Below are 13,076 nucleotides of genomic sequence, written 5' to 3'. Positions count from 1 at the left end.
AGGGCATCATTTAGTGCATTTTATCGTAGATACCGACGGCCTGGGCAACAACTTCACCGTCCTCCGGCAAACCGGATACCTGGGCCAACGCGGCTTTCGGCCCGACTTTTTCCAGCAGATCAGCCCACTCTTTGGCCTGCTGATCTTCGTCACTGCGGTAATGCATCGCCGCGGCGATACCGATCACCAAATTGTTGTGTGGCAGGCGGTATTCCAACGTGCCCAGCAGAGGTTTGATCAGGCGATCCCCCGCACTGAGTTTGCGCAGCGGTTGGCGGCCAACGCGTTCAACATCATCGTGCAGGTACGGATTTTCAAAGCGTGAGATGATCTTTTCGATATAAGCAAAATGTCTTTCCGGGTCGAAACCGTAACGGTTGATCAGCACCTGACCGCTCTCTTCCATCGCACCACGCACCACCAGACGGACTTTCTCATCCAGGATAGCGTCTCGGATGGTCGCGTGGCCCGCCTGCTGACCGAGATACGCGGTAATCGCGTGACCGGTGTTGAGCGTAAAGAGTTTGCGCTCAACGAAAGCCATCAAATTGTCTGTCGGTTCCATACCGGCGATGGCTGGCAACGGACCTTTAAACTGAGTCTGATCGACAATCCATTCGCTGAAGGTTTCAACCGTCACTGCCAGCGGATCCGTAGTCCCGGCCGCCGCCGGAGGCACGATGCGGTCAACCGCAGAGTCAACAAAACCAACGTGGGCTTCAACCCAGACTTTCTCATCTTCCGGCAGCGCGTTAAAGACGTGCTGTTTGAACTGGCTGGTCCCACGCACCATGTTTTCACAGGCAATGATGTTAAGCGGAGATTCATTACCCTGCTGATGACGCAGAACCAGACCTTTGGCGACATTCGGTGCGATTTTTTCCAGCACAGTCGGGCCAACGGCGGTGGTCACCAAATCAACGTCAGCGATCAGGTTAATCGCATCCTGACCGGCACTGTTGACGGCATTAACATTGTTGACAGGCTCAACGCTCGCCTGCTCACCGACAACATGGACATCATAACTATGACGACTGTTCAGTGCTTCGAGTAATACCGGGCTGACGTCTGCAAATGTCAGCTCAACACCAGCATCGGCCAGTAATTTACCAATGAAACCGCGGCCGATGTTACCGGCGCCAAAATGTAATGCTTTCATAATATTTCCTTCAAATCGGGGGCCATGCTTTAGGGTAAAAAGCTTGAGGTAAAGCTGGGGAGCCGCCCGGCTCCGAATCAACAAGCGGGTCTCGTAAGACCCGCTGAGTGACGCTCTAATTCCCCTTCATACTTGAGCCGCAGCGGCGTTAGTAGCGTTCGTTCACCCGAATCACTGACCTATGTCTGCTCATCGGGATGCTCTCGTTTGCCGCCTTGCTGCAACATCAATTATTTTGGGTAATGATCTGGAGCCTTCCGGCTGCGAATCATTAATTAACCGCGAAGAATACTCAGAACCTCTTCAACGCTGGTGGTGTTCGCCAGACGCTCAATCACGCCATCTTCGTCCAGCGCCGTAGTCAGTTTGGTGATCACGTTGATGTGCTCATTATTACGCGCCGCGATACCAATAACCAGACGGGCTGAGTCATCTTCCTCTTCGCCCCAACGGATACCCGCCGGATACTGACAAAATACGATACCGGTCTTCAGTACGCGATCTTTGGCTTCTATGGTGCCATGTGGCACAGCGATAGATTCCCCCAGGTAGGTAGACGTCAGCTGTTCGCGGTCCAGCATGGCTTCAACATATTCAGGTTGAACATAACCCCCTTTGACCAGTTGCTCACCCGCAAAACGGATAGCTTGTTCTTTGCTGGTTGCCTGCTGGCCGAGGAAGATATTAGCTTCGCTCAGACGGAACAGGTTTTCGTTTTCCTGCTCTGATACCAGGCTGTCACTCAACGTGGTATTGACTTTCTCTTTGTACTGGCTGGTTTTGTTCACCTCAACCAGACGCGCAGTCAGGTCAGTGTACAGGCCGCTGTCGAGGAAGTTAGTCAACGATATATGCTGGGCATGGGGCACCTGACGCATGGCACGTTCAGTCAGGTCACGATGGGTGATCACCAGATCCACGTCGTCCGGCAGATTATTGATTGCGCTATTGGTGACACTAATGTTGGTCAGACCCGCATCTTGCACTTTTTTGCGCAGCACGCCAGCACCCATGGCGCTGGAACCCATACCAGCATCGCAGGCTACGATGATTTTACGCACGGTAGACAGGTCGCCCGCAACGCCAGCAGCAGAAGGTTTGCCGCCTTTAGATTCCGCTTTCATGTCCTGGATGCGACGGGTTGCGTCGTCCAGATCGTCGCCTTCTTTTACCTTGGTGGTTTTCAGCAAGAATGCAGAGACCACGAAGGAGACCGCAAACGCCGCCACGACAGCAGCAATGTTCGCGAAGTAAGTCCCTTTTGGCGTCATCGCCAGTACGGCCAGGATGGAACCCGGAGAAGCCGGAGAAACCAAACCCCCGTTCAGCACGGTCAGAGTGAACACACCTGTCATACCGCCCAGAATCACCGCCAGTAAAAGGCGTGGGTTCATCAGCACGTATGGGAAGTAAATTTCGTGGATACCACCGAAGAAGTGAATAATTGCCGCGCCGCCCGCAGACTGCTTGGCACTGCCACGGCCAAAGAACATATAGGCCATCAGCACGCCCATACCCGGACCCGGATTCGCTTCAATCAGGAAGAAGATAGACTTACCGGTTTCAGTCGCCTGCTGGATACCCAGTGGAGAGAAGATACCGTGGTTGATGGCGTTATTGAGGAACAGGATTTTCGCCGGTTCAACAAAGATAGAGGCCAGCGGCAACAGGTTATGAATAACCATGATGTGTACGCCAGCAGCCAGCACTTTAGATAAGGCCTCGACTAACGGGCCGATTGCCAGGAAGGCCAGAATCGCCAGCAGCATACCGATGATACCGGCCGAGAAGTTGTTAACCAACATCTCGAAGCCGCTTTTGATTTTACCGTCTACCCAACGGTCAAAGCGTTTGATACACCAACCACCCAGCGGACCACCAATCATCGCGCCGAGGAACATCGGCATATCCGCACCGACGATCACACCCATTACGGTGATTGCGCCGACCACGCCCCCACGATCACCGCCGACCAGACGACCACCGGTGAAACCGATGAGCAATGGCAGGAGATAAGTGATCATCGGGCCGACCAACTTGGCTAACGTGGCGTTGGGTAGCCAGCCGGTAGGAATGAACAGAGCAGTAATGATACCCCAGGCAATGAATGCCCCGATGTTAGGCATCACCATATTACTCAGGAAACGGCCAAAGTTTTGAACTCCGACCTTAACGTTTGGTGAAAGCATAAAACGCACCCCTATTGATACGCGCTAACAATAAGAGCGCGTTATATTTGTTAATTATCGGTGACGGTTAATACGGGTCTTTGTGCCACTGCTTTAAAAATCCGTCCGTCGAATTGCTGTCTGCGAGGCGGACTCTACCACGTGATTATGGCACCGCGTAGCCAGTGCGCGAGACGTGAGCAAGATCACACACCACACCCCACCACACAGCCACTTTAGGTGACGCTGATCACAAAAACGGCTTGAAAACTCAACATGACGCTCAAAAAACACGCGTCATCGTGATGAGAATGTGACTTTAATCACTCTTTTGAAGGGATGTTTTGTTATTAAAATGTGATATTCATCACAAAGTATTTTTCGTCGAACTTGCGTATTTCGCTTAAAAAGCATTCAGCTGGGTCTGAACCGCGCAGGAATGCGTTTACGGAGGGAGAGGTTGAAAGAAAAGGATAAGGGGAATTAAAACGGCGAGCTGTCAGACAGCCCGCCGTTGTATTAAAGCATGCCTTTAAAGAATTACTTCCCGCCCTGCGCTTTCACGATGGCGGCCTGCAAATCGTCGGCAGAGACGGCGCCCGGCAGTACGGTGGTATTTTCACTGGTTGCGCCGTGGGTTGGCATTACGATAAAGCCCGGCGTACCGCTAAAACCTAAAGTGCGCGCCAGTTGATCATTGGAAGCGATCGCTTCGTGAGTGGCTTTCAACTGGGCAGCGGTTGGGGTGGTGGCTTTAGCCGCTTTCACAGCACCGGCGATATCTGCGTTAGTCAGTTTGCCTTCGTCATGACCGGTGCGGTAAATACTGTTGTGGTAATCGAAATAAGCCTGTGACCCTTTCTCTTTCCATATCGCCATGCCGGTTTCAGCGGCAGTGATAGACTCTTTCCAGCGGTCACCGAAGATTGGCCACTCTTTGAACACGAAACGCACGTTCGGGTTAGCTTTTACGGTTTGCTCAACCAACGGCGCCATGTGGCTACAGTACAGACACTGGTAATCGAAGAATTCCACGAACGCGACTTTGGCATCTTTAGGTCCATAGCTTGGAGTGGCCGGATCGCTGACCAGCGCTTTGGCATTCTCCAGCACCGCTGCCTGCGTTTGCTGCTGCTGTTGATCCGCCTGCTGGGCCTGCAATTTCTGGCCGACCTGGACCAGGATTTCAGGGTGCGCAAGCAGGTAATCAGAGGCAATTTTGCCAATAGCCGCCTGCTGAGCCGGGGTAAAATCAGCGGAGGCGCTGTCAGCAGCCATCGTGATTGTCGGTGCCATAACCAGCGCAGCCAGCAAAGTCATCGTCAAACGTTTCATCAATAAACCCTTAATTAGCAGAAAGCGTGAATATATAAAGTTGCTGAAAAAATAGATGAATTTCGTCCTCTTTGCAGGAAAAAAATTGTGATTGTTTATAAATTTTTTGTGCAAAACGACCATTCGCCCCATAAAAAAACCACGCCGAGTATAGCGTGGTCATATTTCTTTTATAAATCAGATGATTAATGGCTAGCGGCTAAAATCACCTTGCGCGACTTTCTGCGCGCTGAGCAACGTCTGCTGTTTACCCACCAGATTCGACATCATGGTGTTGTATTGCATTGCCTGTTGTTGCGTCGGGAACTGCACGCCACCGTTAGCAAAAGCAACGTTAGCACCCTGCTGTTGCAGGTAATCCCCTACCGCAATAATGTCCTGCGTGAAGCTGGTCAGCGCTGGCACCAGCGGAGTCAGCACATTGGCTGGCTCAGTCACCACGTTAGCGTAAACCTGCGCGTAAACGGCTTTAAGATCGCTTGGTTGCTTGAGAGCAGCCATAGCGGTATCCGCTTTGTTCTTGGAATCGCGAATTTGCGCACTCAGCAGATTCAATGCACCCACCGACTGTTGCAGCTCAGTACGCTGTGTCATGTAGTCTTGCGGTGTACGAATCTGCCCAATGGCGCTAACCGCAGGAACCAAACTACTTTCCACGGCCTGCTTCATCTGGCGTGAATACGACAGAATGATGCCGTAGTCATTCGCATAATTACCAAACCTCTGTTTCTGATCTTCACTCAGTGATGGCAGGTTCTGCCCACTGCGCATTACGGTATTTTGCAAATAGTCGATAAAGGCTTTGCGTTGTTCCGGTTCTTTATCGCCGCATGCAGTAAGCTGAAAAACTACCAGCAGTGCGATAAACGGCGCCAGCCAGCGAGAAAATACACCGCTTCTGATCCCTACAGCCATGAGTCCTGACTCCTGATTTCAATGTTCTTTTGCCGGCAAGTTCCCTGCCGAGTTTATGCATTCCATGCGGGTTATAGGATAGAACATCTGGGGGGAGAACGCTTTTTAAAAAAGCGTTGGAAAAGTTTTAAGTTCAAATTCGAGGTTAAGACCTTGGGTTGCCGTCCACACCTGCTTTTTTAAATTCAAGGTTAAGACCTTGGGTTGCCACCCACACCCGCTTTTTTAAATTCAAGGTTAAGACCTTGGGTTGCCACCCAAACCGGCCTTAAGGCCCGCAGTCGCTCGGGCCTTAAGAATCCGAGCTTTTTTAACTGCGCGCTATCGCTGAATCGGGATGGCCGTGTTTCAGGTACTTGGGTTATAGCCGCAAAATAGCGCCGCGTTGCGGTTCCTTCATTTCGGGTTCGGACCAGCTCGCAGTAAACCCGCTCGCCGTTTCTCACCTCTCATTCAGCGCCATTTTGAATGCGGCCCATACTTTTTTTAAAAAGATAAAAACAGTTCCGATTTTGAACTTAAAAAAGCGTCGGCAGCATTTAACGTATCACCGCTTCGGCGGTACCCTCGCTGTGGGTTTCAGCCTCAGGTATTGAACCGCTTGCTCGGCGCCATTTTGAATGCGGCCTCGACATTTTAAAGGTCAACACCACACGGGTTTTGATTTTGAATTTAAAGAAGCTTCGGCCGTGTTCAAAATGTCACCGGCAAGTCGGTGGAGAGACAACATCTTTACCGTTGGCTCGAACCCGCAGCCGGGAAGCCCGTAAGGGCTGACATTTTACGGCTATCGCTGTGGCCCCTGAAACACGGCCATTGTGACCCGCGCAGCTGCTGTTTTTAAAAAGCGCGGGAGTCCAGAGGGTGCGCGCTTACGCACCTTCTGGGCCAGTTTGGGCGGCAGCCCAAGGTCTTAAAGCGGTGTGGGCGGCAAGCCCACGACCTTGATTTTGAATTTGAATTTGAATTTAAAAAAATTTGAAATTAAAAACAAAAAAACGAGGTCCGGATCGTAACCCGGCCTCGCTCAATATTTTGCTTCTTCAGCGTTAATAAAGCTGAAAAGTCCCCTGCTTACTGAAGCAGCGAAATATCCGCTACCTGCAAGAACAACTCCCGTAACTTAGACAGCAGTGTCAAACGGTTGATTCGAACCGCTTCGTTCTCATCCATCACCATCACCGTATCGAAGAACGTATCGACGGTTTCGCGCAGTGCAGCCAGTTCAACCAGGGCTTCTTTGTACTGACCGGCAGCAAACAGCGGCGTCAGCTTGTCACGCAGAACCACCAGATGCGTTGCCAGTTTCAGCTCGGCAGGCTCTTTCAACACCGAGGCGCTAACATTCTCAAGCAGCGTATCCGTCGATTTCGCCAGAATATTGGAAACGCGTTTATTGGCAGCAGCCAGCGTCGCGGCTTCATCCAGCGTGCGGAAATAACTGACCGCTTTCACACGGGCATCAAAGTCAGCCGGTTTGGTCGGACGACGCGCCAGCACAGCCTGAATAGTGTCAACGCTGTGGCCCTCTTCCTGATACCAGGCACGGAAACGACCGAGCATGAAATCAACCACGTCATCCACAACCTTGGCGTTAGTCAGCTTGTCGCCGTACAGACGCACCGCTTCTTCGGTCAGGGTTTGCAAATCAAGAGACAGGTTTTTCTCAACAATAATACGCAACACACCCAGCGCTGCACGACGCAGTGCGAACGGGTCTTTATCACCTTTCGGATGCTGTCCGATGCCAAAGATACCGGCCAGCGTGTCCATCTTGTCGGCGATGGCCAGCGCACAAGCGACGGAGGAAGCCGGTAAGGCGTCGCCAGCAAAGCGTGGCTGATACTGCTCGTTCAGTGCAACCGCCACTTCTTCCGCTTCGCCGTCGTGACGTGCATAGTGCATGCCCATCACGCCCTGCGTGTCAGTGAATTCGAAGACCATGTTGGTCATCAGATCGCATTTTGACAGCCGACCGGCACGTTTTGCGTTATCAGCGTTGGCACCGATTTTATCGGCAATCCAGCCAGACAGCGCTTCAATACGGTCAGTTTTATCACGCAGCGTACCGAGCTGTTTCTGGAACATCACGGTAGCCAGACGCGGCAGATGGTCTTCGATACGCTTTTTCAAATCGGTATTGAAGAAGAACTCAGCATCAGCCAGACGTGGACGCACCACTTTTTCGTTACCAGAAATGATTTGCTGTGGATCTTTCGATTCAATATTGGTGACGAAAATAAAGTTTGGCAGAAGTTTGCCCGCCGCGTCGTACACCGGGAAATACTTCTGGTCGCCCTTCATGGTGTAAACCAGCGCTTCAGCCGGAACAGCCAGGAATTTCTCTTCGAATTTGGCGGTCAGCACCACCGGCCACTCCACCAGCGAGGCCACTTCTTCCAACAGACTTTCGCTCAGATCAGCGATGCCGCCAATCTGTTTGGCCGCCGCTTCGGCGCCCTGTTTGATGATGGCTTTGCGCTGCTCGTAATCAGCGATGACTTTGCCGCGCTCGAGCAAAATTTGCGGATACTGATCGGCGTTGTCGATGGTGAATTCCGGCTCACCCATAAAGCGGTGGCCGCGAATAGTCCGGGCAGAATCGATACCGAGAATCTTACCCGGGATCAGCTCATCACCCAGCAGCAAGGTCACGGTGTGAACAGGACGCACAAACTGCACGTCAGAATCGCCCCAGCGCATCAGTTTAGGAATAGGCAGTTTGGCGAGCGAGGTGGCAACCATCGGTGCCAGCAGATGCTGCGCGCTTTCACCTTTGACGTGCGCACGGTAAACCAGCCATTCGCCTTTGTCAGTGACCAGACGGTCGGCCTGATCCACGGTGATACCGCAACCGCGAGCCCAGCCTTCTGCGGCTTTACTTGGTTTACCTTCGGCATCAAATGCCTGAGAAACCGCAGGGCCGCGTTTTTCAACTTCTCGATCGGCCTGTGATTGGTGCAGGGCAGAGACTTTCAGTGCCAGACGGCGAGGTGCTGCAAACCATTTGACGTCGCCGTGTGGCAGATTCGCCGCATCCAGCTCGGCAGTCAGGTTAGCCGCAAAAGATTCAGCAAGGCTGCGCAGAGCCTTCGGTGGCAGTTCTTCCGTGCCGATTTCCACCAGAAATGTTTTTTCAGTCATCACTGTTTCTCACTTCTCGTTCTTTTTGCACATCGGGAAGCCCAACACTTCGCGGGAAGCGTAATACGCTTCAGCTACCGCTTTGGTCAGGGTACGGATGCGCAGAATGTAGCGCTGACGTTCAGTCACGGAAATAGCTTTGCGTGCGTCCAGCAGGTTGAAGCAATGTGCCGCTTTCAAAATGCGCTCGTACGCTGGCAATGCCAGAGGCTTTTCGAGCGCCAGCAGAGTTTGCGCCTCTTTCTCGTGCTGTTCGAAGCAAGAGAACAGGAAATCAACGTCGGCGTATTCGAAGTTATAGGTGGATTGCTCCACTTCGTTCTGATGGAACACGTCACCGTAGGTCGTTTTGCCCAGCGGGCCGTCGCTCCAGACCAGATCGTAAACGCTGTCCACACCCTGGATGTACATCGCCAGACGCTCAAGACCGTAAGTGATTTCACCGGTCACAGGCTTACATTCCAGGCCGCCAACTTGCTGGAAGTAAGTGAACTGTGTCACTTCCATGCCGTTCAGCCACACTTCCCAGCCGAGGCCCCAGGCGCCCAGCGTTGGGTTTTCCCAGTTGTCTTCAACGAAGCGGATATCATGGATCAGCGGATCAAGACCCAGCTCTTTCAGGGAGCCGAGGTACAGTTCCTGAATGTTTTCCGGAGAAGGTTTGATCATCACCTGGAACTGATAATAGTGTTGCAGGCGGTTCGGGTTCTCACCGTAGCGACCGTCAGTCGGGCGGCGTGATGGCTGAACATAGGCTGCCGCAAAAGGCTCAGGGCCGAGTGCACGCAGGCTGGTCATCGGGTGGGAAGTCCCCGCGCCGACTTCCATATCCAGCGGTTGAACAATGGTGCAGCCCTGCTGCGCCCAATAATCTTGCAGTGTCAGGATCAGGCCCTGAAATGTCTTGGTATCAAACTTTTGCATGTTGGATTCGCACGCGAGAAAGTGGGTTTATATAGAGCCGAACAGTATACCCGCTGAACGGAAGATAATCAGCCAGAATGACTATGTTAGAGGCGAATGGATTCAGTTTGTTTTCTATAAAATACAAATCAAGGACAGTCCAGAGAGGACATAAGCAAGTAAGGAAGGGGCGTTACGCCCCTTAAATTTTAATTTTAAAACCGCGCACTGATCCCCGCGTTATAGGACGTTTGCTCGCCGGAATCCAGGCCGGTGGTTTGCGAGACAGCGGCGAAGGCCGAGATACTGTGAGTGATTTGTATATTCGCGCCGACGGTCATGTCGACCCAATCGTCATCTTGTTCGCCAGTGGTGCGGCTAAAGTGCGTGCGGGTAGATTTAATGGCGCCCGTGGCGGTATAGGTTTTGTCACCGAACTGGCGGTCATAGGTCACCTGCGCATACGGGTTGACGATGCCGAGCTCAGCATTCAAACGCCAGCCCAGTGCGCCGATTTGGGAATGCGACGTCTGGTCGCCAAAGCGCATTGAGGTGCTGTTGTTGCCCTTCTCACTGTACCCGTCAATGCTGCTGTAATCCCAACGATACTGCGCTACAGGGCCGGTTTTCAGCACCGGCAAAATCGGGAAATCCCAGCCTGCGGTGACGCGTCCGCCAATCTGTTTCCCGTCGGTATCGCCGCGCTCGGTGCGGGTGGTTGGCCCGAGCGTGATGCTGCGTTTGATGTCGTCGTAGTTGAGTGAGCCATAATGGATATCACCATTGATCCACCCATTATCGGCGATTTTCACGCCGGTAAAGGCGGTGGCCATCCAGCCGCGCGTGCGGTAGCTGTAATGGTCGGTCGGATCCTGTTTGTCGTCTGAACCGGAAAGCATCAGCCCCATCATCCAGCGATCGGTTAACTGGTAATCCATGCCAATATTGCCCGAGTTAGTGGTGGCATCCCCATCACCGAGCGACGGATTGATTTTGCTGTCCAGACGCTGCCCGGCATACCCGCCAAACATGCCGAAGGTGCCAGATTCATTCTCTTGCGAGCGTAACTGCTGATAGCGACTGTCGAGTAAACCCTGCGTATTTCGCGCCAGCGCCAACGAACCTCGATTCAGCGCAGTGACCTCCAGCGGACCGTTGATCACCGACTGCATATATTCGGCAATCAGTGCATGCGCTTGCGGTGTTGGGTGAAAATGGTCAGCAAACAGGAAGGATTTACTGCTGTCGAAACCCGGCAGGTTCGACGTACATTCAGAGGCCGACGTTCCTACCGGGCAAGCCATACCCGCGGTATTGGCAAAACCGTACAGCGCCGGATCGGCAATCACTTCGTTGAATAGCCCGTTGATGTCCACCCGCGCAATATTGCCGCCGGTATTTGCCAGCGCAATGTCCTCGGTGGTGTTGTACGTATCCGTCAGATCGCTCGCCACGCTTTTCAGCGCGTCATAAGCAGCAATCAACCCTTTAGAAAGCAGGTCCTGCACCAACGCCGAATTCAGGCCAGCGGTGGTCGAGGCCTTCAGCGCATTATGAATCGCTTCGGTACGCGCATCGGTGTCTGGCGTATTTTGCGCATTCAAATATTGATAAGCGGCTGCCAGTGCCTGCTGCTGAACGGGCAGCAAGCCGACCTGAATAATGCCCTCCATTAGCACTGGCGTCAGCCCGATATTCGGCACGGTCGGCACGACTACGGTTCCGGCTCCGGCTTTCAGTAAGTCATTCACCTGCGCAGCGGCCTGCGTGGCGCTATTGATGGCAATCTTCACAGCAGAAATCGGGTTCAGGCTGAGCGCGGCGGCGGCTAAATCGTTACCGCCAATCCAGTGAATATACAGCCCGTTCGGGTCGGTTTTACCCCCCGTCGACGTCAGATAATTTTTCACTTGATCCTGTGTGGTGTAATCGGAATCAAGCCCTGGCACCGCCACACCGCCGCCTTCAGCATAGTTCAGGCCACCTTTGGAGGACGGCGTCAGCGTCGTGCCGATATTGTCTGCCAGAATTTCGTCGTACAGCGGATGTGAGCTGCTGTCGAAGGTCCAGCGGCCGATGTTGCCGGTGTCACTCAGGCTGTCGCCGAACACATAAAGTTGATCGTAAGCCCGCGCCGGCGCTTGTAAGCCCACACACAGCGCCACAGCGAAAGCGCCCTGTGTAAGCCGTAATACGGCGTTTTTCTTACCTGTCATTGTCGTAATGCCCCAAAATATCAGCGGTCCTGAATCCAGGAAAACGTAAGGATTTCGTAATGAATGGCTTTAAATATTGTTCAGATCCGACCAGCGTCAAGTTGGCAGGCGGTAAATAACGACGTTGCAGACTTATCCGAGAAGCCACACACTGCTCCCATGCATGCCGATCTACTTAGAAGGACAATTGAATGACGACACGTTGCAGTTGGGTCTCAAAAGAACCGATTTATCTTGAGTACCACGATAAGGAATGGGGCGTGCCAGTTAAAGATGGCCGTGAGTTGTTTGAAATGCTGTGTCTCGAGGGCCAGCAGGCCGGGCTGTCGTGGCTCACCATCCTGAGAAAACGCGAAAACTACCGCCAGAACTTCCACAATTTTGATCCCGTGCGCATCGCCAAAATGACGGATGACGATGTAGAACGTCTGGTTCTCGATGCCGGGATCGTCCGTCATCGCGGAAAAATCAAAGCTATCATCCTGAATGCACAGATTTATTTAGCCATGCAGGCCAATGGGGAAGATTTCTCTGCGTTCATCTGGAGCTTTGTTGAGCATCAACCGGTCATCAATAATCCGCCGGGGCCAGAAGGCGTACCGGCCAAAACCACGGTCTCTGATGCGATGGCCAAAGCGCTGAAAAAGAAAGGCTTTAAATTTACCGGTTCGACCATTTGCTATGCGTTTATGCAGGCCGCCGGACTGGTGAACGATCATCAGACCTACTGTTTCTGTCACCCAAAAAATCAACCGGCATGATCCGCCTCTCGCAACCTGCCGACACGGAAGCCATCATGCGGTTGTGGCTGCGCAGCACGCTCGTGGCGCACCCGTTTATTGAAGCGTCATACTGGTACGAAAGCGCGTCAATGGTGCGCGAAACCTTTCTGCCGCAGGCAAAAACCTGGGTTTCCTGTGCTGAAGACGGCGAGATCGATGGCTTTATCAGCGTGTTGAACCAGCAGTTTATCGGCGCGCTGTTTGTTAAAGAGAGTGTCTACGGCAAAGGTGTCGCGCAACGCTTAATGCAGGAAGCCAAAGCGTTTTTCCCGCTATTGCTGCTGGAGGTTTATCAGCAAAACCATCGGGCTGTGGCTTTCTACCGCAAAGAAGAGTTCTTAGTGATCAACGACACCGTTCATCCCGGAACCGGTCTTCCTACCTGGGTTCTGCGTTGGTATCAGCCCCTTTGTGAATAAGTTCCCAACCCCCCTTAAAGACATGAAAACGGATA

General features: G+C 52.8%; 9 protein-coding genes. 2 read left to right on the top strand and 7 right to left on the bottom strand.

What is annotated here, in order from left to right:
- Positions 1-10 precede the first annotated feature (10 nt).
- The 7 genes from IEV89_RS17950 to IEV89_RS17920 form a co-directional block, all read right to left on the bottom strand.
- A complete protein-coding gene (locus IEV89_RS17950) occupies positions 11-1,159 on the bottom strand; it encodes a mannitol-1-phosphate 5-dehydrogenase (RefSeq protein ID WP_188474888.1) in 1,149 nt (382 codons plus the stop codon).
- Between the two features lie 275 nt (positions 1,160-1,434).
- Positions 1,435-3,348, bottom strand: a complete 1,914-nt coding sequence (locus tag IEV89_RS17945; RefSeq protein WP_188474887.1) for a PTS mannitol transporter subunit IICBA — start codon at positions 3,346-3,348, stop codon at positions 1,435-1,437.
- Between the two features lie 519 nt (positions 3,349-3,867).
- Positions 3,868-4,662 (bottom strand): DsbA family protein, encoded by a 795-nt coding sequence (locus tag IEV89_RS17940; protein WP_188474886.1) that lies wholly within the window; start codon positions 4,660-4,662, stop codon positions 3,868-3,870.
- 192 nt (positions 4,663-4,854) lie between these two features.
- Positions 4,855-5,577, bottom strand: a complete 723-nt coding sequence (locus IEV89_RS17935; protein WP_188474885.1) for a DUF3053 domain-containing protein — start codon at positions 5,575-5,577, stop codon at positions 4,855-4,857.
- A gap of 1,074 nt (positions 5,578-6,651) precedes the next feature.
- Complete coding sequence (gene glyS, locus IEV89_RS17930; RefSeq protein ID WP_188474884.1) at positions 6,652-8,721, bottom strand: glycine--tRNA ligase subunit beta; 2,070 nt, start codon at positions 8,719-8,721, stop codon at positions 6,652-6,654.
- 9 nt (positions 8,722-8,730) lie between these two features.
- Complete coding sequence (glyQ, locus tag IEV89_RS17925) at positions 8,731-9,645, bottom strand: glycine--tRNA ligase subunit alpha (protein WP_140475572.1); 915 nt, start codon at positions 9,643-9,645, stop codon at positions 8,731-8,733.
- A 194-nt stretch (positions 9,646-9,839) separates the two neighbouring features.
- Complete coding sequence (locus tag IEV89_RS17920; protein ID WP_188474883.1) at positions 9,840-11,840, bottom strand: autotransporter outer membrane beta-barrel domain-containing protein; 2,001 nt, start codon at positions 11,838-11,840, stop codon at positions 9,840-9,842.
- 191 nt (positions 11,841-12,031) lie between these two features.
- Here IEV89_RS17920 and IEV89_RS17915 point away from each other — a divergent pair, with 191 nt between their 5' ends.
- Both IEV89_RS17915 and IEV89_RS17910 read left to right on the top strand, forming a co-directional pair.
- Positions 12,032-12,601, top strand: a complete 570-nt coding sequence (locus IEV89_RS17915) for a DNA-3-methyladenine glycosylase I (protein WP_188474882.1) — start codon at positions 12,032-12,034, stop codon at positions 12,599-12,601.
- Entirely contained in the window at positions 12,598-13,041 is a 444-nt protein-coding gene (locus IEV89_RS17910) for an N-acetyltransferase (RefSeq protein ID WP_188474881.1), read from the top strand. Before IEV89_RS17915 ends, IEV89_RS17910 begins: the two co-directional genes overlap by 4 nt.
- The last annotated feature ends 35 nt before the right edge of the window (positions 13,042-13,076 follow it).

The sequence above is a fragment of the Hafnia psychrotolerans genome (assembly GCF_014639435.1).
Classification (GTDB): domain Bacteria; phylum Pseudomonadota; class Gammaproteobacteria; order Enterobacterales; family Enterobacteriaceae; genus Ewingella; species Ewingella psychrotolerans.
Note: the sequence above shows the minus strand (reverse complement) of the source record. Positions and strands in the feature narration are given on the sequence as shown.